23 protein-coding genes are annotated in these 24044 nt (G+C 71.0%); 16 read left to right on the top strand and 7 right to left on the bottom strand.

From position 1 onward, the window contains the following. From AC07EG_RS12925 to AC07EG_RS12890, 8 genes are all read left to right on the top strand, one after another. Positions 1 to 849, top strand: a complete 849-nt coding sequence (locus AC07EG_RS12925) for an SCO3242 family prenyltransferase (protein ID WP_478253519.1) — start codon at positions 1 to 3, stop codon at positions 847 to 849. Beyond that, positions 846 to 2285 (top strand): EboA domain-containing protein, encoded by a 1440-nt coding sequence (locus AC07EG_RS12920; RefSeq protein ID WP_478253255.1) that lies wholly within the window; start codon positions 846 to 848, stop codon positions 2283 to 2285. Before AC07EG_RS12925 ends, AC07EG_RS12920 begins: the two co-directional genes overlap by 4 nt. Continuing rightward, positions 2285 to 3148 carry a TatD family hydrolase gene (locus AC07EG_RS12915; protein ID WP_478253254.1) on the top strand — a complete coding sequence of 288 codons (864 nt, stop codon included), beginning with the start codon at positions 2285 to 2287 and terminating at the stop codon, positions 3146 to 3148. Before AC07EG_RS12920 ends, AC07EG_RS12915 begins: the two co-directional genes overlap by 1 nt. Then, positions 3145 to 4224 (top strand): metabolite traffic protein EboE, encoded by a 1080-nt coding sequence (gene eboE, locus AC07EG_RS12910; protein WP_478253253.1) that lies wholly within the window; start codon positions 3145 to 3147, stop codon positions 4222 to 4224. Before AC07EG_RS12915 ends, eboE begins: the two co-directional genes overlap by 4 nt. Continuing rightward, the gene (locus AC07EG_RS12905; RefSeq protein WP_478253252.1) at positions 4221 to 5594 is read left to right on the top strand and encodes an alkaline phosphatase family protein; all 1374 of its coding nucleotides are present in this window, start codon (positions 4221 to 4223) and stop codon (positions 5592 to 5594) included. The genes eboE and AC07EG_RS12905 overlap by 4 nt, the downstream gene beginning before the upstream one ends. 16 nt (positions 5595 to 5610) lie before the next feature. Further along, entirely contained in the window at positions 5611 to 6615 is a 1005-nt protein-coding gene (locus AC07EG_RS12900; RefSeq protein ID WP_478253251.1) for a sugar phosphate isomerase/epimerase family protein, read from the top strand. 10 nt (positions 6616 to 6625) lie between these two features. Next, entirely contained in the window at positions 6626 to 7480 is an 855-nt protein-coding gene (locus AC07EG_RS12895; RefSeq protein ID WP_478253250.1) for a sugar phosphate isomerase/epimerase family protein, read from the top strand. Positions 7481 to 7567: 87 nt separating this feature from the next. Then, positions 7568 to 7717, top strand: a complete 150-nt coding sequence (locus AC07EG_RS12890; RefSeq protein WP_478253249.1) for a hypothetical protein — start codon at positions 7568 to 7570, stop codon at positions 7715 to 7717. 252 nt (positions 7718 to 7969) lie between these two features. Here the strand turns inward: AC07EG_RS12890 and AC07EG_RS12885 are convergent, their stop codons facing one another. Beyond that, the gene (locus AC07EG_RS12885; protein WP_478253248.1) at positions 7970 to 9499 is read right to left on the bottom strand and encodes a sodium:solute symporter family protein; all 1530 of its coding nucleotides are present in this window, start codon (positions 9497 to 9499) and stop codon (positions 7970 to 7972) included. A 283-nt stretch (positions 9500 to 9782) separates the two neighbouring features. On the opposite strand from AC07EG_RS12885, the gene AC07EG_RS12880 reads away from it, so the two are divergent. After that, positions 9783 to 10662 (top strand): IS5 family transposase gene (locus tag AC07EG_RS12880; RefSeq protein ID WP_478253247.1). Its coding sequence is split into 2 segments (ribosomal slippage): positions 9783 to 10123 and positions 10122 to 10662, totalling 882 coding nucleotides; the frame shifts between segments, so codons are not numbered across the junction. A 45-nt stretch (positions 10663 to 10707) separates the two neighbouring features. Here the strand turns inward: AC07EG_RS12880 and AC07EG_RS12875 are convergent. Next, complete coding sequence (locus AC07EG_RS12875) at positions 10708 to 11076, bottom strand: Rv2175c family DNA-binding protein (RefSeq protein WP_478253246.1); 369 nt, start codon at positions 11074 to 11076, stop codon at positions 10708 to 10710. Between the two features lie 122 nt (positions 11077 to 11198). Between AC07EG_RS12875 and AC07EG_RS12870 the strand changes: the two genes are divergently transcribed. From AC07EG_RS12870 to AC07EG_RS12845, 6 genes are all read left to right on the top strand, one after another. Next, complete coding sequence (locus AC07EG_RS12870; RefSeq protein WP_478253245.1) at positions 11199 to 13247, top strand: Stk1 family PASTA domain-containing Ser/Thr kinase; 2049 nt, start codon at positions 11199 to 11201, stop codon at positions 13245 to 13247. Beyond that, entirely contained in the window at positions 13229 to 13450 is a 222-nt protein-coding gene (locus tag AC07EG_RS12865; RefSeq protein WP_478253244.1) for a hypothetical protein, read from the top strand. The genes AC07EG_RS12870 and AC07EG_RS12865 overlap by 19 nt, the downstream gene beginning before the upstream one ends. Positions 13451 to 13481: 31 nt before the next feature. After that, the gene (locus AC07EG_RS12860) at positions 13482 to 14975 is read left to right on the top strand and encodes an SPFH domain-containing protein (protein ID WP_478253243.1); all 1494 of its coding nucleotides are present in this window, start codon (positions 13482 to 13484) and stop codon (positions 14973 to 14975) included. Positions 14976 to 15100: 125 nt separating this feature from the next. Beyond that, positions 15101 to 16111 carry a sigma-70 family RNA polymerase sigma factor gene (locus AC07EG_RS12855; protein ID WP_478253242.1) on the top strand — a complete coding sequence of 337 codons (1011 nt, stop codon included), beginning with the start codon at positions 15101 to 15103 and terminating at the stop codon, positions 16109 to 16111. A 19-nt stretch (positions 16112 to 16130) separates the two neighbouring features. Beyond that, on the top strand, positions 16131 to 16721 hold the full coding sequence (locus tag AC07EG_RS12850) for a TIGR03086 family metal-binding protein (protein WP_478253241.1): 591 nt from the start codon (positions 16131 to 16133) through the stop codon (positions 16719 to 16721). A gap of 259 nt (positions 16722 to 16980) precedes the next feature. After that, positions 16981 to 18312 (top strand): wax ester/triacylglycerol synthase family O-acyltransferase, encoded by a 1332-nt coding sequence (locus tag AC07EG_RS12845; protein WP_478253240.1) that lies wholly within the window; start codon positions 16981 to 16983, stop codon positions 18310 to 18312. Positions 18313 to 18438: 126 nt separating this feature from the next. On the opposite strand, the gene AC07EG_RS12840 is transcribed toward AC07EG_RS12845, so the two are convergent. From AC07EG_RS12840 to AC07EG_RS12825, 4 genes are all read right to left on the bottom strand, one after another. After that, entirely contained in the window at positions 18439 to 19830 is a 1392-nt protein-coding gene (locus AC07EG_RS12840; protein ID WP_478253239.1) for a class II 3-deoxy-7-phosphoheptulonate synthase, read from the bottom strand. Positions 19831 to 19925: 95 nt separating this feature from the next. Continuing rightward, positions 19926 to 20816, bottom strand: a complete 891-nt coding sequence (locus tag AC07EG_RS12835; RefSeq protein WP_478253238.1) for a trypsin-like serine peptidase — start codon at positions 20814 to 20816, stop codon at positions 19926 to 19928. Positions 20817 to 20943: 127 nt separating this feature from the next. After that, the gene (locus AC07EG_RS12830) at positions 20944 to 21498 is read right to left on the bottom strand and encodes a hypothetical protein (RefSeq protein ID WP_478253237.1); all 555 of its coding nucleotides are present in this window, start codon (positions 21496 to 21498) and stop codon (positions 20944 to 20946) included. A 111-nt stretch (positions 21499 to 21609) separates the two neighbouring features. Further along, positions 21610 to 22464, bottom strand: a complete 855-nt coding sequence (locus AC07EG_RS12825; RefSeq protein ID WP_478253236.1) for a LysR family transcriptional regulator — start codon at positions 22462 to 22464, stop codon at positions 21610 to 21612. Positions 22465 to 22535: 71 nt separating this feature from the next. Here AC07EG_RS12825 and AC07EG_RS12820 point away from each other — a divergent pair, with 71 nt between their 5' ends. Then, positions 22536 to 23588, top strand: coding sequence for an SDR family oxidoreductase (locus tag AC07EG_RS12820; protein ID WP_478253235.1), 1053 nt, complete (start codon positions 22536 to 22538; stop codon positions 23586 to 23588). Between the two features lie 3 nt (positions 23589 to 23591). Here AC07EG_RS12820 and AC07EG_RS12815 read toward each other — a convergent pair whose 3' ends face one another. Further along, complete coding sequence (locus AC07EG_RS12815; RefSeq protein ID WP_478253234.1) at positions 23592 to 23825, bottom strand: hypothetical protein; 234 nt, start codon at positions 23823 to 23825, stop codon at positions 23592 to 23594. Between the last annotated feature and the right edge of the window lie 219 nt (positions 23826 to 24044).

Raw genomic sequence — 24044 nt, 5'->3', positions numbered from 1 at the left:
CTGCGCACCGTCGCCGAACTGGTCCGCGCCCCCGCCGCCCTCACCGTCCTCGGCGACACGGTGGCCGGAGCTTCTGCGGGCAAAAGCCGGTTGCGGGGTCGGAGGTTGTTGCTGCCCTTGGCCTCTGCCTCGTTCTACTGGGCGGGGATGGCGCTGAACGACTGGGCGGACCGCGACCTCGACGCCGTCGAGCGACCCGAGCGCCCCATCCCGTCCGGCCGCATCTCCGCGGACGAGGCACTGGCCACCGGCGGCGCGCTGACGCTGGCCGGGCTGGGCCTCGCCGCGCTCGGCGGCGGCAAGCAGGCGCTCAAGGTCGCCGTGCCGCTGGCCGCCGCGGTCTGGGCCTACGACACCGTGCTCAAACCCACCCCAGCGGGCCCGCTGGGCATGGCCGTGTGCCGTGCCCTCGACGTGCTGCTCGGCGCCGGCGGCAACACCCGCGCCGCCGCCCCGGCCGCCGCGGCCATCGGCGTGCACACGCTCGGCGTCACCGCGCTGTCCACCGGTGAGGTCCACGGCACCTCGCCGAACACCGCGAAAGCGGCGTTGGTCACCAGCAGCGCGGCCACCGCGCTCGCGGTCAGCGGGGCCGCGCACACCGGCTGGCACCGGCTCGCCTCGCTCACCGCGGGCTCCGGGTACGCCGGGTTCGTCGGCCGCGCGCAGGCCGCCGCGGTCACCGACCCGTCGGCGAAAAGTGTGCGCAACGCCACCAAAACCGGCATCCACGGCATGGTCCCGCTGCAGGCCGCCATCGCCGCGCGCGGCTCGATCATGGGGGCCGCGCTGGTCGCCACGGCCCTGCCGATCGCGCGCAAGCTGTCGCGGAAGGTGAGCCCCACATGACCTTCTCCCTCGGCTACGGCACCAACGGCTTCGCCAACCACCGGCTGCACGACGCGCTGGCCGTGATCGCCGACCTCGGCTACACCGGCGTCGCGCTCACGCTGGACCACGACCACCTCAACCCGTACGCCGACGACCTGCCCAAGCAGATCGAGCGCGTCGCGGCCCGGCTGTCCTCGCTCGGGCTGACCAAGGTGGTCATCGAGACCGGCGCGCGGTACCTGCTCGACCCGTGGCGCAAGCACCACCCGACGCTGCTCTCGGAGGACTCGGCGCCCCGGCTCGGTTTCCTGGAGAAGGCCATGCGGATCGCCGCCGAGCTGAACGCCGACTGCGTCTCCTTCTGGTCAGGCGTCAAACCAAATGAGCTCGACGACCAGAAAGCCCAGTCCCGCCTGCGAGAGGGCATCGCGAACCTGCTTCTGCCCGCAGAAGCTTTGGGCGTGCGGTTGGGGATGGAGCCGGAGCCCGGGCACTTCGTGCAGCACCTGGAGCAGGTGCTGGAGCTGCGCAAACAGCTCGGCGACCACGAGCTGTTCGGGGTGACGCTCGACGTCGGCCACTGCGTGGCGGTCGAGCCGGTCGACGCCGCCGAGTGCGTGCGCCGGGCCGGGCCGCTGCTGTTCAACGTCCAGCTCGACGACATGCTCCCGAAGGTCCACGAGCACCTCGAGTTCGGCGACGGCCAGCTCGACCTGCCCGCGACGCTCGCCGCGCTCACCGAGATCGGCTACACCGGTCTCGCCGCGGTCGAGCTGCCCCGGCACAGCCACGCCGCCCCCGACGTCGCCGCGCGTGCCTTCCGCGCGCTGACCGAGGCGATGCCCGCGAAAGCCGAGCACCCCTGGGTCGCCGACGCGCTCGCCAAGATCCGCGAGAAGCCCGCCGCGATCGGCACGCTGTTCCCGGCCGCCGGTCGCGGGGTCGGCCGCGCCCCGGTCGCCCCGGACACCGATCCGCAGGGCCTCATCCACGGCACCCTCGACGACCAGGCCAGGGAACGCCTGGTCAGCGAGCTGCACCTGCTTTTGCCCGCAGAAGCCATCGCGGGTGAGTTGTCCGAGTTGTACCGGTATGGCGACGACGCCGAACGCCGTGGTGTGCTCCGCGGCCTCAACGCCATCGACACCACCGATGACAACGTCGTCGCCGCCGGTCGCCAGCTGGTCGCCGACGCCCTGCGCGCCAACGACACCCGGCTGGTCGCCGCCGCGATGGGCGCGTTCGCCGGACACCACCTCGACGCCCATTCGTGGCGCCACGGGGTGCTGAAGTGCCTGTTCACCGGGGTTCCCCTGGCGGCGGTCGCGGAACTGGACCGCCGGGTCGACGATGAGCTGCGCCGCATGGTCTCCGACTACGCGGCGGAGCGGAGCGCGGCGGGCCGCGAAGTGCCGTCCGACGCGCTCGCCATCTTGGAAAGGGGAGAGCACTGATGCGGATCTTCGACCCGCACATCCACATGACCTCGCGCACCACCGACGACTACGAGGCGATGTACGCCGCCGGGGTGCGCGCACTGGTCGAACCGGCGTTCTGGCTCGGCCAGCCGCGCACCAGCGTCGGCTCGTTCACCGACTACTTCGACTCGCTGATCGGCTGGGAACGGTTCCGCGCCGCGCAGTTCGGCATCCGCCACCACTGCACCATCGCGCTGAACCCCAAGGAGGCCAACGACCCCCGCTGCCGCGAGGTGCTCGACGTGCTGCCGCGCTACCTGGCCAAGGACGGCGTGGTCGCGGTCGGCGAGGTCGGCTACGACTCGATGACCCCGGAAGAGGACGACGTGTTCGCCCGCCAGCTCGAGCTGGCCAAGGAGCACGAGCTGCCGGTGATGGTGCACACCCCGCACCGCGACAAGCTCGAAGGCACCAAGCGCACCCTCGACGTGGTCCGCGAGTCCGGCATCCCGATGGAGCACGTGCTGGTCGACCACCTCAACGAGGTCACCGTGGGCATCGTGGCCGAGTCCGGCGCTTGGATGGGCTTCTCCATCTACCCCGACACCAAGATGGACGAGCACCGGATGGTGGCGATCCTGCGGGAGTACGGCCTGGAACGCAAGATCGTCAACTCGGCCGCCGACTGGGGCCGCTCGGACCCGCTGAAGACGCTCAAGACCGGCCAGGCGATGCTCGCCGACGGTTACGACGAGTCCCACGTGGACACCGTGCTGTGGCAGAACCCGGTGGACTTCTACGCCCAGAGCGGCAGGCTGACCCTCGACCCGCTGCCCGGCTTCACCGGCGAGGCGAGCGAGTTCCAGGGCAACTCCGTGCTCCGGGGTGGCCGCAAGTGATCTCCTACTGCACCAACGTGCACCCCGCCGAGGACCTCGGCGGGATCCTGGCCCAGCTGGACCGGTACGCCGTACCCGTCCGGGAGCAGTACGGAGGGGACCGGCTCGGCGTCGGCCTGTGGCTGGCCGCGCCGGTCGCGCGCGGCCTCGCCGAGGACCCCGCCGCACTGGCGAAGTTCCGCGGCGAGCTGGACGCGCGCGGCCTCGGTGTCTGCACGCTCAACGCCTTCCCGTACGGCGGCTTCCACGACGAGGTGGTCAAGCAGGCCGTCTACCACCCGAAGTGGACCGAACCCGCGCGCCTGCGGTACACGCTCGACTGCGTCACCGTCCTCGGCGAACTGCTCGCCGAGGACGCCGCCTACGGCAGCATCTCCACCCTGCCGCTGGCCTGGCGCGAGCCGTGGACCCCGGTGGACGACGCCGCGGCCACCAGCGCGCTCGGCGAGCTGACCGAGGTGCTGGAGCGGGGTGAACGCCCGATCCGGCTGGCCGTCGAACCCGAACCGGGCTGCGTCCTGGACACCGTCGCCGACGCGCTCGGCTGGCTGTCCGGCCGCGTCGACCCCGCCCACATCGGGCTCTGCCTGGACACCTGCCACCTCGCGGTCTCGTTCGCCGACCCGGCGGACACCCTGCGGCAGATCGCCGAAGCCGGGCTCGACGTGGTGAAGGTGCAGGCATCGGCCGCGCTGCACGTCGCCGACCCGGCCGCGGACGACGCGAAAGCCGCACTGGCCGCCTTCGCCGAACCGCGTTACCTGCACCAGGTCCGCGAACTCGCCGAAGACGGCACCGTGCTGGCCGCCGACGACCTGCCGCAGGCGTCGGCCGAACTGCCCGCGCACGGACCGTGGCGCGTCCACTTCCACATGCCGTTGCACGCCGCCCCGCCGGCCCCGCTGACCAGCACCACCGACGTGCTGACCGCGGTGTTCGCCGAACTGGCCGGCGAGCCGCACGTCGAGGTCGAGACCTACACCTGGAGCGTGCTCCCGGGTGGCGGGGACGACCTCGCCGGTGGCATCGCCGCCGAACTGCGCTGGGCCCGCGACACTCGAAAGGCTGTTTCATGAAACCCCTCGTGGTGCTCGACGTCGTCGGGCTCACCCCCAAGGCGCTGCGGCACATGCCGAAGCTGTCCGCGCTGGCCACCACCGGCTGGCAGGCCGAACTGGGCACGGTGCTGCCCGCGGTCACCTGCAGCGCCCAGTCCACCTTCCTCACCGGCCTGACCCCGGCCCAGCACGGCATCGTCGGCAACGGCTGGTACTTCCGCGACCTCGGCGAAATCCACCTCTGGCGCCAGCACAACCGCCTGGTCCAGGGCGAAAAGCTGTGGGAGACCGCGCGGGCCGCGCACCCCGGCTACACCTCGGCCAACGTGTGCTGGTGGTACGCGATGGGCATGACCACCGACGTCACGGTGACGCCACGGCCGATCTACCACGCCGACGGCCGCAAGTCGCCGGACGCCTACGTCCGCCCGGTCGAGCTGCACGACCAGCTGACCGGCGAACTCGGCGAGTTCCCGCTGTTCCAGTACTGGGGCCCGACGGCGTCGCTGACCTCGAGCAACTGGGTCATCGGCGCCACCCGCAAGCTTCTGCGGGAAAAAGCACCGGACCTGCTCCTGGCCTACGTGCCGCACCTGGACTACGACCACCAGCGCTTCGGCCCCGACCACCCGCAGGCCGCCGTCGCCGCCCGTGAACTGGACAACGCGCTCGCCCCGCTGCTCGACGACGCCCGCAACCGCGGCGCCACCGTCGTCGCGCTCAGCGAGTACGGCATCACCAACGTCAGCCGCCCGGTCGACATCAACCGCGCACTCCGCCGCGAGGGCCTGCTCGAGGTCTACACGCAGGCGGGCATGGAGTACCTCGACCCGTGGACCTCGCGGGCGTTCGCCGTCGCCGACCACCAGGTCGCGCACGTCTACGTCCAGGACCCGGCCGACCTCGAGCGCGTGCGGTCCGTCGTCGCCGGGCTGACCGGCGTGGACGAGGTGCTCGACCGCGAGGCGCAGGCCCGCTACGGCCTCGACCACGAGCGGGCGGGCGAACTGGTCGCGGTGGCCGACCCCGACTCCTGGTTCACCTACTACTACTGGCTCGACGACCACCGCGCCCCGGACTTCGCCCGCGGCGTGGAGATCCACCGCAAGCCGGGTTACGACCCGGCCGAGCTGTTCTTCGACCCGGCCGACCGGCTGGCCAAGGCCAAGGCGGGGTTGAACCTGGCGAAGAAGTTCGCCGGGCTGCGGTACGCGATGAACGTGGTGCCGACCGATCCGCGCTGGGTGCGCGGCTCGCACGGCAGGCTGCCCGACTCCGCCGAGGACGGCCCGGTGCTGCTCTGCTCCGAGCCCGGCTTCGAACCGGCCGGGAAGCTGTCCGCCACCGACGTGCACCCGCTGCTGCTGTCGCTGCAAGGACTCAAATAAGAAGGAGTAGCTCGCCATGAGTCGTCCGATCACGCTGTTCACCGGTCAGTGGGCGGACCTGCCGTTCACCGAGGTCTGCAAGCTCGCCGCCGAGTGGGGTTACGACGGGCTGGAGATCGCGTGCTCGGGCGACCACTTCGAGGTCGACCGCGCGCTGGCCGAAGAGGACTACGTGCCGCAGCGGCTGGAACTGCTGGAGCAGCACGGCCTCAAGGTCTGGACCATCTCGAACCACCTGGTCGGCCAGGCCGTCTGCGACGACCCGATCGACGAGCGGCACCAGGCCATCGTGCCCAGCCGGATCTGGGGCGACGGCGAGCCGGAGGGCGTGCGGCAGCGCGCGGCCGCCGAACTGGCCGACACCGCCCGTGCCGCGGCGAAGCTCGGCGTGGACACCGTCGTCGGCTTCACCGGCTCGAAGATCTGGAAGTACGTGGCGATGTTCCCGCCGGTCTCGCAGGCCGTGATCGACGACGGCTACGAGGACTTCGCGAACCGCTGGAACCCGATCCTCGACGTGTTCGACGAGGTCGGCGTCCGGTTCGCGCACGAGGTGCACCCCTCGGAGATCGCCTACGACTTCTGGACCACGAAGCGGGCGCTGGAAGCGGTGGGCAACCGCCCGGCCTTCGGGCTGAACTGGGACCCCTCGCACTTCGTCTGGCAGGACCTCGACCCGGTCGGCTTCATCCTCGACTTCGCCGACCGGATCTACCACGTGGACTGCAAGGACACCCGGAAGCGGTTCGACGGGCGGAACGGGCGGCTCGGCTCGCACCTGGCCTGGGCGGACCCGCGGCGCGGCTGGGACTTCGTCTCCACCGGGCACGGCGACGTGCCCTGGGAGGACTGCTTCCGCGCGCTGAACTCGATCGGCTACTCCGGGCCGATCTCGGTGGAGTGGGAGGACGCCGGCATGGACCGGCTGCGCGGGGCGGCCGAGGCCGTGACCTTCCTGCGCGGCCTGCTGTTCGACAAGCCCGCGGCGGCGTTCGACGCCGCGTTCAGCAACCAGAAGTGAGGGTCATCTGATGGTCGACAGAAACCTTTCCCGCCGTTCCATGCTGCGCGGTGCGGCCGGTGCCGCGGTGGCGGGCGGCGCGCTGCTGGCCCTGCCCGGCGTCGCTTCCGCGGGCCACGGCCACGGTCACGGCAAGGGCAGCATCCCGCTGCACCGCATCAGCGTGCAGCTCTACACCCTGCGGTCACTGCTGGAGAACGACCTCGAGGGCACCCTGTCGGCGCTGTCCGACATCGGTTACCGCAACGTGGAGATGGCCGGGACCTACGGCCGCAGCGCCACGGAGTTCCGCAAGATCCTGGACAAGCACCGCCTGCGCGCCACCTCCAGCCACATCGGCATCGACGGCGACGTGGACAAGCTGATCGTGGACGCCAAGATCCTCGGGCACCGCTACTCGGCCGTGCCGTGGGCGAAGTACGAGACGGCCGCCGAGTGGGAGGCGTTCGCCGGGCGGCTGGACAAGGCGGCCAAGGCGTTCGCCAAGGCGGGCATCCAGTTCGGCTACCACAACCACGACCACGAGTTCGCCCTGGTCGAGGGCAAGCGGCCGTTCGACATCCTGGCCAAGGGCACGAACCGGCACTACTGCCACTTCGAGGTGGACCTGTACTGGGCCGTGGTGGCCGGGGTGGACCCGGTGAAGCTGTTCTGGGACCAGCGCGGGCGCGTGCTGCAGTACCACGTCAAGGACCGCGGCGCGGACGGCGGCTGGGCCGACGTGGGCACCGGCGACATCGACTTCCGCAGGATCTTCGACGGCACCCCGGGCATCCGGGAGTACATCGTGGAACACGACAATCCGGCCGATCCGCTCAAAACCGCTCAGGTCGGCTTCGAATACCTCCGGAAAGTCCGGTTCTGACGGCCACCGGTTCCAGGTGTGTCAGAACGGTGTGAACGGCGGGCGTAGCGTGACGCGGGTTGCAGCAGGCGACACGAGGAGGGCGCTGTGAACACCGAGCAGAACGAGTGGACCGAACCGGTGCCGGAACCCACCGGCCGCCGGGCGGCCCCGGAGGGTGCCCCGCGGCACCCGCTGATCGACCTGAGCCGGGACCCGAACCCCGGCAGGCCCGATCACGCCAAACCGGAGGACTGAAGTCCACCCCGGACGTGGGGGGGGGGGGGGGGGGGGGGGGGGGGGGGGGGGGGGGGGGGGCGGGGGGGGGAGGGGGGGGGGGGGGAGGGGGGAGGGGGGGGGGGGGGGGGGGGGGGGGGGGGGGGGGGGGGGGGGGGGGGGTAGAAGGGGTGGTCTTCCCTGTGTGAGCGGTGGGGGGGGGGGGAGGAAAAGAACGGGGGGGGGGGGCGGGGGGGGGGCGTTCAACGGGGGGGAACCCCCCCACGCCTGCGGTTACTTCGCGGCGACCCTGGCGGGTTCGCCGGGGTCACCCGGTTCGGCGGTCCGCGCGTCCGTGGACAGCGAGTCGACCAGCCGGTCGCGGTCCGGCGTGCGCTGCGAGAACACCAGCCCGAGCACCAGGAACAGCACCAGCGAGGTGAGCAGCGGATAGGCCACCAGCGCCTCCTTCGGCACCTTCACCCCGTTCTGCTGCGAGATGTACAGGCTCGCCCAGACCACCAGCCCGCCCAGCGTGCTGGACAGCGCGGCCACCGGCCCCATCCGCCGGAACCACGGCAGCAGGCCCAGCATCAGCGGCACCGCGATCGGGCCCATCGTCGCGGCCACCAGGTCGACCACCACCTTGAGCACCCCGCCGTTGGTGTCCAGTGACAACGCGATCGCCATGCTCAGCCCGATGAACAGGAACGTGGTGACCCGCGCGAGTTTCAGCTGCGCGTCCTGGCTCAGCCGGTTCGCGCCCCGCCACAACCGGGGCAGCATGTCCCTGGTGATCACCGCCGAGATCACGTTGGCGTCCGAGGACACCATCGCCATGGTGTGCGAGAAGAAACCGGCCAGCACCAGCCCGACCATGCCCACCGGCAGCATGATCTTGCCCAGTTCGACGTAGGCGTCGTTGGCCACCGCCAGGTCCGGCACGATCAGCGGCGCGGCCCACATCGGGAAGAACAGCACCAGCGGCCAGACCAGCCACAGGAAGCTGGAGAGCATGGCCGACTTGCGTGCCGCCGCCCCGTCCGGCGCGGCCATGTAGCGCTGCGCCAGGTTCCACATGCCGCCGTTGTACTCCAGCGTCTTGATCACGAACAGCGCCATGAAGAAGGTGGAGGTGTACTCGCCGTTGAGCGGCCGGCTCCGGTCGGCGGGCAGCTGGTCCCAGATCTCCCACATGAACTGGATGCCGCCGAAGTGCGCGGCCACCGCCACGAACATCACGATGCCGGCCGCGGCCTGGATGATGAACTGGCCGAAGTCGGTGAGCGCGTCGGCCCACAGCCCGCCCATCACCGAGTAGATCATCGTGACCACGCCGACCAGCAGGATGCCGACCTCGATCGGCACCCCGGCGAACCCGCGCAGTAGGATGGCCACCGCCGACCACTTGGCGGCGATGTCGACCACCTTGAGCACCGCGCCGGACCAGGCCATCACCTGCTGGGTCGGCACGTTGTAGCGCCGCGCCAGGTACTCCAGCGGCGAGGCGACGCCGTGCTTGGCGCGCAGCCGGTTCCACCTCGCGGCGAACAACCAGCTGCCGATGCCGACGCCGACGCCGATGGTCAGCGCCCACCAGACGTAGACGGTCAGGCCCAGCCGGTACGCCTCACCGGCGAAGGCCACGAACATGACCGCGCTGTAGCCCGACATGTGGTGCGAGATCCCGGACAGCCACCACGGCATCCGGCCGCCGGCGGTGAAGAAGTCGACCACGTTCTGGATGCGGTTCTTCGACCACAGGCCGATCGCCACCATCACGAAGAAGTAAGCGCCGACCACTATCCAGTCCAGCGTCTCCATCGCACCTCCCTGAGTTTCACCCGCGCGAGTTGTGTGACGTACGTCTTACGAGTGGATTTCGGTCGTTGGAAGTCTCGGCTGGGAAGTGAATCACACTTGTGACTTACTTTCACATACGTGAACAGTTTCAAGGCGACCGAAAGCCCAGGTGGGGGAAGCGCAGGCGGAATTCACCCGATCGGCGGCAGCCCGATCAGGGGTGGGAGCCGGACCTAGAAAACCCAGAACGCCTAGGGCCTGTCCTCAAAGCTGGTGCAGTGATCTGCTTTGATCTTCGGTCGTGGTGCGTAGGCATGAGCTGACTGATGAGCAGTGGCAGGTCATCGAGCCGTTGCTGCCCGTTTCGGGTGCGAAGGGGCGTCCGCGGGTGGATGACCGTCGGGTGATCAACGGGATGCTGTTCAAGGCCAAGACCGGGGTGGCCTGGCGTGACTTGCCGGAACGGTATGGACCGTGGAAGACGGTCTACAACCGTTTCTGGCGCTGGTCACGCACCGGCACCCTCTCCGCGCTGGTGGCGAAGGTCCGGGTGATCGCCGAGGCGATCGACGAACTCGACCGCGAGGTGTCGGTCGATTCCAGCATCGTGCGGGCGCATCAGCACGCCGCCGGCGCCCGCCGCACGACCGCGTCCTGCACAGGGGGAAGCGCACTCGTGCGGCGGGCAGAGCGAGCCAGGTGATCATGCCATCGGCCGGTCCCGCGGCGGACCCACGACCAAGATCCACCTGGCCTGCGACGGCCATGGGCGGCCTCTGTCGGTGGTCTTGACCGGCGGCAACGTCAACGACTGCACCATGTTCACCCAGGTCATGGCAGGCATCGAGTTCCGCAGGCCAGGTCCCGGCCGTCCGCCGACCCGGCCGAGCCGGGTCCTGGCGGACAAGGGCTACTCCAGCCGAGCCATCCGTTCCTACCTACGCCGACGGCACATCCCGGCGACCATCCCCGAACGCCGGGACCAGCAAGCCAACCGGCTGCTCCGCGGCCGGGCCGGTGGCCGCCCACCGGCCTTCGACCGGGTCGCCTACCGGCGCCGCAACATCGTCGAACGCTGCTTCAACCGCCTCAAACAGTTCCGCGCCATCGCCACCCGCTTCGACAAGACCGCCACCTCCTACCGGAGCATGATCGACCTAGCCACCCTGCTCCTCTGGCTTTGAGGACAGGCCCTAGAAGGCCTAGAAGGCCTAGAAGGTCTAGAAGGTCTAGAAGGCCATTGCCTGGGCGCGGCGCTTGACCTCGGTGCCGTGGCTGGTGCGCAGCGCGTTGATCGGCGTGGCGCCGGGCAGCGTGTCGTCCTCGGCGAACAGCCAGCGGAGCATCTCGGTGCGGCCGAAACCGGCGTCCGCGAGCACGGTGATGGTGCCGCCGAGACCCTTGACGATGGCGTTGCCGATCAGGAAGTCGGCCGGGACGACCAGGTCGCCGTCGCGGCGGACGGCGATGAGCTGACCGTCGCGGAGCAGTTGCCGGACCTTGTTGGCCGACTGCCCGAGCGCGGTGGCCACTTCCCCGAGCGGAAGCACGGCCACGTCGGCGTCGAGGACGTCATCGGCGACTGGAATCGCACTCACACCGACACTGTGCCACAACCCGCGCCCCGGCACCGAAGGCGTAACGAAACTTCAACGAGCTCAACCATCACCCGGCAGGGCACGTCCCAAGGAGCATGGTCCCAGCCGTACGATCGTCAACCGTGACACGCACGGAAGCCAGCCTGGTCGGCGCCCTGCTCGACCGGCGGTACCGGGTCGACCGGCTGCTCGCCCGCGGTGGCATGTCCTCGGTGTACCGCGGCGTGGACACCCGGCTCGACCGCCCGGTCGCGATCAAGGTGATGGATCCGCGGTTCGCCGACGACCGGTCCTTCGTCGACCGCTTCGAGCGCGAAGCCCGGTCCGCGGCCAAGCTGCACCACCAGCACGTGGTCGCCGTGCACGACCAGGGCCTGGACACCTCGGGCGACACCGGCCGCGCCTTCCTGGTGATGGAGCTGGTCGACGGGGGCACGCTGCGCGAGGTGCTCACCGAGCGGGGCCCGCTGGACATCGCGCTGGCGCTGTCGGTGGCCGAGCCGGTGCTCTCGGCGCTCGCCGCCGCCCACCGCGCCGGACTGGTGCACCGCGACGTCAAACCGGAGAACGTGCTCATCGGCCGCGGCGGACAGCTCGGCGCCGGGGTGGTCAAGGTGGGTGACTTCGGCCTGGTCCGGGCGGTCGCCAGCGCGGGGACCACCAGCTCCAGCGTCATCCTCGGCACCGTCGCCTACCTCTCCCCCGAGCAGGTCACGCTCGGCGCGGCCAGCGTCCGCGGCGACGTCTACTCCGCCGGGATCCTGCTCTACGAAATGCTCACCGGCCGGACGCCGTACACCGGCGACACCGCGATCTCGGTGGCGTACCGGCACGTGAACGACGACGTGCCCGCGCCGAGCCGGCTGCGCCCCGGCATCCCGCCCGCGCTCGACCAGCTGGTGCTGCGGGCCACCCGCCGCGACCCCGAGGCCCGGCCCGCCGACGCGGGTGCCTTCCTCGACGAACTGCTCCGCGTGCGGGCCGAGCTCGGCATCCAGCCGGTACCGGTGCCGGTGCCGCCGCCCCCGGACGTCGACCGCGAATCCGACGTGGAGAAGACCACCCCGCACCTGGCGGCGATCGCCGCGGCGCCGACCGCCCCGGCGGTGCCCGCCGTGCAGCCGGCGGCCGGGCCGCGGGCCACCAAGATGTACGACCGGCCGATGCCGCCGCCCATGGCGGCCCCGCCGCCGCGGCCTCCGGTGCCGCAGCCACCGCCGTCGCCACCGGCGGGTGTGCCGGCGACGAGCTACGAGGAGCCGCCGCCACCGCGGTCCCGCAAGCGGTTGTACGTCCTGCTGGCGGTGGTCGTGGTGCTGCTCGGCGGCACGATCGGCGCGGCCTCCTGGTGGTACTCCGGCGGCCGGTACGCCGAGGTGCCGAAGCTGGCGGGCATGTCGCAGGCCGAAGCCGGGGACGCGTTGCGGGCCGCGCAGCTGAACCCGGCCTACACCAAGGAACTGCACAACACCGTGCCGGCGGGCACGGTGATCCGGACCGATCCCGAAGCCGGTGCCGAGGTGCTGCTCGACGAGCAGGTGTCGGTGGTCGTCTCCGAAGGCCAGCCGGTGGTGCCCGACATCAAGCCGGGCGCGGACCCGGCCACCGCCGAGCAGGCCATCCGGCTGGTCAAGCTGGAACCGAAGCTGGACGCCAAGCTCGACGACTACAGCCCGACCGTGCCCAAGGGCGCGGTGGTCAAGGTGGACCCCGCTCCGGGCAGCCGGGCCAACCTCGGCGACCCGGTGTCGATCGGGTTGTCCAAGGGCCCGCCGCCGCTGCCGGTGCCGGACGTGACCGGCCGGAGCAAGGAGGAGGCGTTCAAGGCGCTGACCGACGCCGGGTTCCAGCCGTTCGAGGCCGGGCAGGAGTTCGTGCAGAACGTGCCGGCCGGCCGGGTGACCAGGACCAGCCCGGCCGGGGGCACCACGGTGACCGGCGGGGACAAGCGCGTCGGCGTGTTCGTCTCCAACGCGGTGCAGGTGCCCGACGTGGTCGGCCGCTCGCCCAAGGACGCGGCGAAGATCCTGCGCGAGGCCGGGCTCGACCCGGACTTCAAGCGCGGCAAGGAGGACGAGAAGCACGACTTCAACCTGGTGGTGGAGACCAATCCGCCGGCGGGCACACCGGTCGGCAAGGGCACCAAGGTGCAGTGCCGGACGTTCTTGTGATCGGCAGTCGCGGCCGGGTCACCGGCACCATCGGACCCGGCCTGATCGGCGAGGTGCTGCTCAGCGTCCGCGGTGGCACGGAAGCGTTCTACGCCTACCCGGCCGACGGTCAGGAACGATTCGAAAACGGTACGCAGGTTCTGGTGGTGGATTTCGAAGCACCGCGTACGGTCTACGTCCAGCGCTGGCAGCCACTGGTCTGACCGGCGAACACCACTCTGGGGGGAGACTGACGTGGATCCGCTGATCCTCGCCGGCGTCGTCGTCGGCGCCATCATCGTGCTGTTCATCCTGCTCCGCATGCTCTACAAGGTCGCGGAGCCCAACGAGGCCCTGATCATCTCCGGCTGGGGCGTGCGCGTGCAGCGCTCCGAGACCGCGGACAGCCTCGGGTTCAAGATCATCACCGGCAAGGGTGTGCTGGTGATCCCCGGTTTCCAGACCGCCAGGCGGCTCTCGCTGGACACCAGGGGTGCCAACCTGCAGGTCTCCTGCGTGACCAAGCAGGGCCTGCCGGTGACCGTGCGCGCGGTGGTGATCTACAAGGTCGGCGACGACTTCGCCTCGATCGCCAACGCCGCCCGCCGATTCCTCGACCAGCAGGACGGCATGAACAACACCATCCACGAGCTGTTCTCCGGCCACCTGCGCTCGATCGTGGGCGGGCTGACCATCGAGGAGATGATCCACAACCGGGACGCGCTCACCGGGGAGATCCGCAGCTCGTCGGCGAACGAGATGATCAAGCTCGGGCTGGTCGTCGACTCGCTGCAGATCCAGGAGATCGACGACGAGTCGGGCTACATCCTGAACCTGGGCAAGCCGCACGCCGCCGCGGTGGCCGCGTCGGCGCGCATCGCCGAGGCGCAGCGCGACCAGGAGGCCACCGAGGCCGAGCAGGTCGCCGCCGCGCAGAAGGCGGGCGCGATCCGGGAGAGCGAGATCAAGCAGGCCGGGTTCCAGGCCGAAGTGGACCAGGCGCGGGCGAAGGCCGGGCAGTCCGGGCCGCTGGCCGAGGCGACGGCCCGCCAGGAGGTCGTGGTCCAGGAGACCAGGGCGGCGGAGCTGGAAGCCGCGCTGGCCGAGCAGAAGCTCCAGTCGCAGGTGCGCAAGCCCGCCGACGCGCGGGCGTACGACACCCGCACCTCCGCCGACGCCGAGCGCGACGCGGCGATCGCCAAGGCGCAGGCCGAGGCGAAGGAGACCGAGCTGCGGGCCGCGGCCGACGCGACCAAGGTGAAGACCGCCGCCGAGGCCGAAGCGCAGGCCACCAAGGCCCGCGGTGAAGCCAGTGCGGCCGCCACCAAGGCCACCGGTGACGCGCAGGCGCACGCCGCGAAGGCGCAGGGCCTGGCCGAAGCGGAGGCCGCCAGGGCGAAGGGGCTCGCCGAAGCCGAGGCGGCCAAGGCGAAGGGCCTGGCCGAGGCGGACGCGATCAAGGCGCGGGCCGCGGCGCTGGCGGAGAACCAGGAGGCCGTGGTGGCGCAGCAGCTGGCCGAGCGATGGCCGGAGATCGTCGAAGCCGGGGCCAAGGCGTTCGGCAGCGTGGACAACATGGTGGTGCTCAACGGCGCCGACGGGGTGTCCGAGATGTTCGCCAAGGCGCTTTCGCTCGGCGGCACCGGCCTCGGCCTGGCCCGCCAGCTGATGGAGGCGATGGGCCAGGCGAGCAAGCCCGAGCCGGAGACCAACGGCAGCGTCGTGCCGACGACGACCGACCTGCGGTGAACCGGCGCTGAACCGCTCGACCCCGGGGCACGTGTTCCCGGGAGACCGATGAGTTCGCCGTCCCGTTCCGGTCGGTACCGGTGACGGGACGGCGATCGGCAGGGCGGAGGAAGGTCGTGGAAACGATGACGGAGACGGTGCGCACCGGGGTGGACGGTGACTTCCTGAGCCAGGCCGACCCGTACCGGCGCGAGCTGATGGCCCACTGCTACCGGATGCTCGGTTCGGTGCACGACGCCGAGGACCTGGTGCAGGAGACCTACCTCCGGGCCTGGCGGGCCTACGACCGGTTCGAGGGCCGGTCGTCGCTGCGCACCTGGCTCTACCGCATCGCCACCAGCGCCTGCCTGACCGCGCTGGAGAGCCGCGGCAGGCGCCCGATGCCCACCGGCCTCGGCGCGCCGGGCTGCGAGCCGGAGGACGACCTGCAGGAGCGGCACGAGGTGCCGTGGCTGGAACCGGTGCCCGACGCGCTCACCGGGGCCGACGGCGCCGACCCGGCCGCCATCGTCACCTCCCGCGAGAGCATCCGGCTGGCCCTGGTCGCCGCGTTGCAGCACCTGCCCCCGCGTCAGCGGGCGGTGCTGATCCTGCGTGACGTGCTGAAGTGGCGGGCGGCCGAGGTCGCCGAACTGCTGGGCGTCTCCACCGCCGCGGTGAACAGCGTGCTGCAGCGCGCCCGCGCGCAGCTGGAGAAGGTGGCGCCGACCGAGAACCAGGTGACCGAGCCGCCCGAGGCCGAGCAGCGCGCCCTGCTCGACCGCTACGTCACCGCCTTCGAGGCCAAGGACATCCCGGCGATCATCGAACTGTTCACCAGGGACGCGGTCTGGGAGATGCCGCCGTTCGCCGGCTGGTACCTCGGCCCCGGCCGGATCGCCCGGCACCTGGCCGGCCGGTGCCCCTGCCGCCCCGGGCACACCCGGCTGGTGGCCACCTCGGCCAACGGGCAGCCCGCCTACGGCACCTACCTGCGTGACGCCGGCGGCGAGCGGTTCCGCGCGTTCAACCTGCAGGTGCTCACCCTCGGCGCGGACGGGATCAGCCACGTGGCGAACTTCGTCGACGCGAGCCTGTTCGCCGTGTTCGGCCTGCCGGAGACGCTGCCGGCGGACTACCCCGCCGCCACCGCCTGAGCCAGGGGGCCGGGCCGTGATGCCGACGCCACCCCGAGCGCTCACCGGCGGGACCGCCCTGCTGGAACGGGCGATCAGCTACACGCTGGGCTGCCTCCGGCTGGTCACCGACGGGGCGATGACGCAGCCGACCCCGTGTCGCGACTGGGATCTGCGCGCCCTGCTGGCGCACCTGGACGACGCGCTCACCGCGCTGGCCGAAGCCGCCGAGTCCGGCCGCGTCGGGCTCGCCCCGGCGGCACCGGGTGGCCCGGCGATCGCCGGGCCGGGTGATCCGGCGGCGGCCGTGCGGGCGCGGGCGGGTGCCCTGCTCGGGGCCTGGGCCGGACCGCCGCGGCCGGATCCGGTGTCGGTGGCCGGGGCGCCGGTGACCGCGGGCGTCATCGCCGGGGCCGGGGCGCTGGAGGTGGCGGTGCACGGCTGGGACGTGGCCAGGGCCTGCGGGCACGACCGTCCACTCCCACCGGCACTGGCCGGGGAAATGCTCGAGCTTTCCGCGCTGTTCGTCACCGGCGCCGACCGCCCGGCGCGATTCGCCGCACCGGTCGAAGTGGATCCGGCGGCCCCGGCCGGGGACCGCCTGCTCGCCTTTCTCGGCCGCAGAGCCTGATCACACCCGCGCGGTCTGGTCAGCCGAGATTAGTTACCTGGCAACGGTTTCATCGCGTTTAGGGCAAAAGGTGGCTGCTTTCGACCGGGCAACGGCGGGAAACTACACGCCGAGGTGGAAACGGAAGATCCAATTTCCTCCTTTCGAGTGAAGGAAGGGATGCGTTAGCCGCGGGGAAACACCCCGACCATTCACCTGACACGTGGTGCTGGTGCACTGGCAGTTCGGAAACCCACCGCCATCCCGGGAGGTCTGATCGATGCTCGGCGACCAGCTCAGCGGACTCGACGTGGCTTTTCTCTGCCTGGAGGGCGAAGGCACCCCGATGCACCTGGGGGCGGTGGTCACCTTCGAGCCGCCGGATCCGGTGGACACCGGGCGCCTGGCGCTGTTGCTGGCCGCACGCGCGACGCGCATTCCCAAGCTGCGCAAGCACATTCGCGCCACGCTGCTGCCGCCGGGCGGTGCGGCGTGGGCCGAGGACCCCGGTTTCGACCCGGCGCGGCACATCCACGTGCACCACGTCTCCTCGTTGTACGAACCGGAACCGCTCGCCGCCTTCGCCGGGCTGTGGATGGCCGAACCGCTCGACATGGACCGTCCCTTGTGGGAGCTGTGCCTGGTGGACGGCCTGCCCGGCGGCCGGTTCGCCGTGCTGCTCAAGCTGCACCACGCGCTCGCCGACGGCGAAGGCGCGTTCGCCATCGGCTCCGGCCTGCTCGACGAACTGCCCGGCGTCCGCGCGTTCCGCGCCGCCAGCGCCCAGCCCGCCGAACCCCGGTCCGCACGCGGCCTGCTGGAACTGCTCAAGGACGGTGTCTCGTCGGCGTTCGCCCAGGCCGCGGAAGGCGCGTCGATCGCGTCGTCGGTGCTGCGGGCCGCGCGGCCGTACCCGGTCTCGCCGATCTCGGCGCCGAACGCGGACGAACGCCGCATCGGTTTCGTCCGGCTGGACCTCGCCGACCTCCGGCGGGTGCGCCGGGCACACGGCGGCACCACGAACGACGTGGTGCTGGCCATCGTCGCCGGGGCGCTGCGCGACTGGCTGATCAACCGCGCCAGGCGGGCGGACGGGCGCACCCTGCGGGCGCTGATCCCGGTGAGCGTGCGCGCCCGGCAGCCCGGCAGCACCGACGGCAACCAGCTCTCGGGGCACCTGTGCGACCTGCCGATCGGCCTGGACGACCCGGTGGCGCGGCTGCGCGCGGTGCGCCGGTCGATGGACCACGCCAAGGCCAAGGGCACCACCACCGGCCCCGGTGCCTTCCCGCTCCTGGCCAACCGGCTGCCCGCGCCGGTGCACCGGCTGGCCACCAGGGCGGCCGGGCGGGCGGCGCCGCTGCTGTTCGACACGGTGGTGACCAACGTGCCGGTGCCGGGCCTGCCGCTGACCCTGGACGGCGCGCCGCTGCGGGAGCTCTACCCGGTGGTGCCGCTGCCGCCGAACCAGGCGCTGGGCATCGCGGTGTCGCTCTACCGCGATTCGGTGCACATCGGCCTGCAGGCCAACGGCGAAGCCGTCGCCGACCTGGGCGCCCTGCGAGACGCCTTCGCCAAGTCCACCGCGAAACTGGTCAGCACGTGCCCGTGATCCGGCCCCGCCTCCGGCGGGACGGCGAGATCGCTTTTGAGCCGCTGACTGGAGCGGACTCTGGCCACGGCCTTGGGGTCGAGTCCAGAGCCCGCTCCAGTCACCGGCGCGACCTCACGGGTGACTTCACGACCGCAGCATCTCCGCGACCAGGAAGGCCAGTTCCAGTGACTGCTGCGTGTTCAGCCGCGGGTCGCAGGCGGTTTCGTAGCGGCCCGCCAGGTCCACGTCCGAGATCTCCTGCGCGCCGCCGAGGCATTCGGTGACGTCCTCACCGGTCAGCTCGATGTGGATGCCGCCGGGGTAGCTGCCGAGCTTGCGGTGCACCTCGAAGAAGCCCTGCACCTCGTCCACGATCCGGTCGAAGTGCCGCGTCTTGTACCCGGTGGAGGACTCGTGGGTGTTGCCGTGCATCGGGTCGCACTGCCAGATGACCTTGTGCCCGGACGCCTCGACCTTCTCCACGATGCCGGGCAGCACCTCGCGCACCTTGCCGTTGCCCATGCGGGCGATCAGCGTGAGCCTGCCCGGCTCGTTGCGCGGGTCGAGCCGGCGCACGTACTCCACCGCCTGCTCCGGCGTGGTGGTCGGGCCGATCTTCAACCCGATCGGGTTGTGCAGCAGCTCGGCGAAGGCGATGTGCGCGCCGTCCAGCTGCCGCGTGCGCTCGCCGATCCACAGGAAGTGCGAGGACAGGTTGTACAGCTTGGGGTTGTCCGCGTCGGCCTTGTCCAGCCGCAGCAGCGCGCGCTCGTAGTCCAGCAGCAGCGCCTCGTGGCTGGCGAAGATCTCGGTGGTGTGCAGCGAGGTGTCGGTGACCCCGCAGGCCGACATGAACCGCAGGCCGCGGTCGATCTCGTTGGCCAGCGCCTCGTACCGCTCACCGGCGGGCGAGGTGCGCACGAAGTCGCGGTTCCAGTCGTGCAGCTGCCCCAGGTCGGCCATGCCCGCCGCGGTCAGCGCGCGCACCAGGTTCATCGCCGCGCCCGCGTTGGCGTAGGCGCGGATCATCCGGCCGGGGTCGGGCACCCGCAGCTCCGGCTTGGCCACCAGCGAGTTGACGATGTCACCCCGGTAGACCGGCAGGCCGAGCGAGTCGGTGGAGGCCGAGCGCGGCTTGGCGTACTGACCGGCGATCCGGCCCACCTTGACCACCGGCAGGCTGGCGCCGTAGGTGAGCACCACGGCCATCTGCAGCAGCGTGCGCAGGTTGGCGCGGATGTGCGGTTCGGTGTTGGACTCGAAGGTCTCCGCGCAGTCGCCGCCCTGGAGCAGGAACGCCTCGCCGTTGGCGACCATGGCCAGGCGCTGGTGCAGCCGGTCGATCTCGGCGGGCACGGTGATCGGCGGCACGCTTTCCAGCACGCCGCGCACCCGGCCGGTGAGCGCGGGGTCCGGCCAGTCGGGCTGCTGCGCCGCGGGGCGGGACAGCGCCTGGTCGAGGCGGTCCCGCAACTCCGGCGGCAGCGGGGGGAGTTCAGGGAGCGTGTCTACGGGAACGTCCACTGTCCAGTTCACGGGTCAAGAATATGCGGTGACACCCGTCTCCCGGACGGCGGGACGGAATTCCCATGCATTGAACACCCAGGGTCGGTTCGTCCTTCACCCGGCGGTCATGCGGCCTGCGCATCGTTGTAGAGCGCCTGCGCCTCCGCGCCGAAGTACGGGCCGAACATGCACCCGGGCAGGAACACGTAGCCGAAGCTGTTCACCGACGCCTGCACCCCGCGCCCGGTCGCCTCGTCGAACCGCAGGAACCACGGTCCCCCGCTGGACCCACCGGTCATGCCGCAGCTCATCCCGTGGTCCCGGGTGAGCAGGAAGTCGGTGAACGTGCTGCCGCTGCAGTGGATCAGCGTGGTGCCGTCGTACGGGTCCGCGGCGGGGTACCCGAAGGTGTACACGTTCTGGTTGCGCGGCTGGTTGAACGCGATGCCCTGGGAGCCGACCACGTCGGTCAGCGACTGCCCGCCGACCTGCGCCACCACCGCGGCACCGACGTCGTAGTCGATGTCCTCACCGGCTTCCCACTGCGGGGTGGTCAGCGTTTCGGTGGCCGGCCATTCGCCGAAGGGCGCGTTCCCGTCGTCGTAGGCGGGGACGAAGATCCGGTTGGTGTGGAAGGCGCCCTGGTACTTCACGCAGTGCCCGGCGGTGATCACCGTGCTCCTGTTGGCGCTGGTCACCGCGTTCCCGCTGCACGAGGCGTGCCGGCCGCCCATGGTGAAGAACACCCGGCCGGCGGTGTGCACCACGTCCCCGCCGCCGGTCCACGGCGCGCCGGTGGTGGGGAAGGCGGCCGGGATGAGCTCGGGGGCGCCCGCGCGCACCTCGCCCGCGACCGGTGGCGGGGCGGTGAGCAGCCGTTCGACCGGCACCGCCGCCCGCATCTTCTCCGGCGTCCAGTAGTCGGTGGCGTCCTGCGCCGCCTGTCCGGTGGCCGGCGCGGTCAGCAGCGCGCCGATGGCCAGGCCGATCGCGGTCAGCACCGATGCTCGCTTCATCGGAATCAATTGACGGTAATCAGCCGACTACGCTCCGGCAATAGACCATTCGCCGGGTGCCGACGAAAGTGGTGGGCCGAATGCCGGAATCGGCGGCCGAATGGCGCACCGATTCCGGCGGGGTGGCTCAGCAGCCGCCGCAGTTGTAGTACGTGACGTCCCAGTGGTTCGATTCGAGGTAGTAGATGTTGCCCGAGCCGGCCTTCCACTTGTTGCCGCCGATGGAGCTGAAGTTGCCCTTGATGTAGTTGGTCAGGCAGCTGCTCAGCGAGAAGTCGAGCTTGTAGCCGTTCCAGTGGCTGTAGGTGCCGCTGGCGTGCCCGGTCTCGGTGCCGCCGGTGACGTTCAGCGCGCAGCCCGAAGCCGACTTCAGCGTCTGGGCGCCCTGGATGGTGGCCAGGTTGACCTGGTCGAACGAGGTGCAGTTCGGCCGGTTGCGGTCACTGCAGCCACCGCTGGACGACCAGGTGATGTTCGACGAGCTGAGCCGCGAGGTGGCCTGCGAATGGGTCAGCTTGGTGACCAGCGCCCCCAGGTCGGGCACCGCACCCGCGGCGGGCTGGTCGAAGACCGGGTCAGCAACAGCGGCGGTGGCGTCGGCCGAGGCCAGGCCGGTGCCCGCCAGCAGGCCGAGGGACGCGACCGCTCCCGCCACGAGCGATCTCATCAGGAATTTGCGCATTGCTCCTCCAGTGCAGGGTTTCGATTTGTTGCCGCAGGGTCGAACCGCACGGGAGCGTAATAATCCCTGACGGGAAGGTACAGGCCGAAGGTGGAAATTTTCTCAGAACGACTAGAACTCGGCTTCGGTGAGCAAATCGGCGAAAGCCGCGGAAACCGGGTCCGGGGTGCCGCGGGTGTAGACGGTCAACTCCCGGCGGACCGGCGGATCGGGACGGCGCACCCCGGCCAAACCCCCGGGCAGCAGGTTCGCCGGGACCAGCGCCGGGCCCAGTCCGGCGGCGGCGAGCAGGGGCGCCGCCGCGGTCTGGGCGGCACGGATCGCCGCACGCGGCCGGAAACCCGCCGCCGCGCAGGCCTGGTCGAGCACCTCGGCGAGCCCGTTCTCCGGCGCGTAGTGCACCCAGCCGCGCTCGGTGAAGTCGGCGAGGCGCACCGGTTCCCCCGTGGCCGCCGGGTCATCGGTGACGAGCACGAACTCCTCCTCCCCCAGTGAGCGCACCGGGCCGTCCCAGCCGTCCGGTCGCGGGCCGACCGCCAGATCGGCCTGCCCGCCCAGCATCGCCTCGCGCAGTTCGCCGGTGTGCCGGTGCTCGAACAGCGTGATCGCCACGCCGGGGTGCCGGCGGCTCCACTCCCGCAGCACCGGCGGCAGCACCCCGAGGCTGACCGAGTACACCGTGGCCACGCGCAGGTCCGCCGCCTCCAGCCCACCCGCCTGCCTGGCTGCGCAGACGGCCCGTTCGGCGTCGGCCAGCGCGGCCTTGGCGTGCGGCAGCATGGCGCGGCCCATCGCGGTCAGCCGGACCGGCTGCCGTTCCAGCAGTGCGCCGCCCGCATCCCGTTCCAGCGCGCGGATCTGGTGCGACAACGCGGGCTGGGTCACGTGCAGCCGGGCCGCGGCGCGGGTGAACGAGCCCTCGTCGACCACGGCGACCAGGTACTCGAAGCGGCGCAGCGTGCTCATGAATGGATCTTATCGAGCTGATGAGAAACGAGACTTGGACTTATGTTCCATGCTCGTCGAACATCGGAGGCATGAGCAACAAGGTCGCCCTGGTCGTGGGCGCACACGGAGTCATCGGCAGCAACCTGGTGGAGCACCTCACCGCCCTGGGCGACTGGACGGTCATCGGCCTGTCCCGGCGCGGTGGTGCCCCGTCGCCGAAGGTGCGGCACGTGGCCGTCGACCTGCTCGACGCCGCCGACTGCCGCGAGAAGCTCGGCGGGCTGACCGAGGTGACGCACGTGTTCTACGCCGCCTACCAGGACCGCCCGACCTGGGCCGAGCTCGTGCCGCCTAACCTGGCGATGCTGGTCAACGTGGTCGACGCGATCGAGCCGGTCGCCCCCGGCCTGCGGCACGTCAGCCTGATGCAGGGGTACAAGGTCTACGGGGCGCACCTCGGCCCGTTCAAGACACCCGCCCGCGAGGACGACGCCGGGCACATGCCGCCGGAGTTCAACGTGGACCAGCAGGAGTTCCTGGACCGGCGGCAGCGGGGGAAGTCCTGGACCTGGTCGGCGATCCGCCCGGCCGTGGTCGGCGGCACCGCGCTGGGGAACCCGATGAACCTGGTCGTGTCGATCGCGGTCTACGCGACCGTGTCCAAGGAACTGGGGTTGCCGCTGCGCTTCCCCGGGAAGCCCGGCGCCTACGACAAACTGCTCGAAATGACCGACGCCGGACTGCTCGCCCGCGCCACCGTCTGGGCGGCCACCGACGAACGCTGCGCGAACCAGGCGTTCAACATCAACAACGGGGACCTGTTCCGGTGGAACGACCTCTGGCCGAAGATCGCGCGGTACTTCGGGATGGAGGCCGCTCCCCCGCTGCCGATGTCGCTGGAGGTGGTGATGGCGGACAAGGAGCCGTTGTGGGAGCGGATCGTCGCCGAGCACGGGCTGGCAGCGACGCCGTACCAGGAGGTTTCGGCGTGGCCGTTCGTGGATTTCGTGCTGTCCTGGGACTACGACATGTTCGCTGACGGTTCGAAGGCTCGGCGGTTCGGGTTCGGTGAATTCGTTGACACTGAAGAGATGTTGTGGCGGTTGTTCGACGAGCTGCGGGAGCGGCGGATCATTCCGTGAGGCTCACTCGTACCAGTCCCACAGGTTGATGTGCGCGCCGGTCTCCCCGTCGACCCGGCACCAGCCCTGCACCACCTGCGCGGCGTTGCCGCAGTCGGCCCAGCCCTGCGGGTTCAGCGGATAGGTGGCGACCACGTAGGGGAAGGCTGCGGGTTCGGCCGCAGCGGCCGGGGCCACGAGCCCGCCGAACGCGGCACCGCCGAGCAGTGCGGCCGCGGCGATCCTCCGGAAGACCATCGATTCCTCCTCGGGTGAACGGACAACACCGGGACTCTAACTCCTGGGCCGGTGTCCCGGTGTGCCTTTCACGAGCGGGCGAAATCGATCGGACCCGACTACCGGCGAACGCTGTGTCGTTTGCCGGAGCCACCCCGGTTTTTCAGTGTGACTACGGCGAAGACCCCGATGTCAAGGCGGGAAAGATGCCTTGACATCGGGGTCTTCGCCGTGTTCTTG

The organism is Amycolatopsis sp. NPDC045836, from assembly GCF_056431745.1.
The sequence above is the reverse complement of the archived record's forward strand: the minus strand, read 5'-3'. Positions and strand labels throughout refer to the sequence as shown.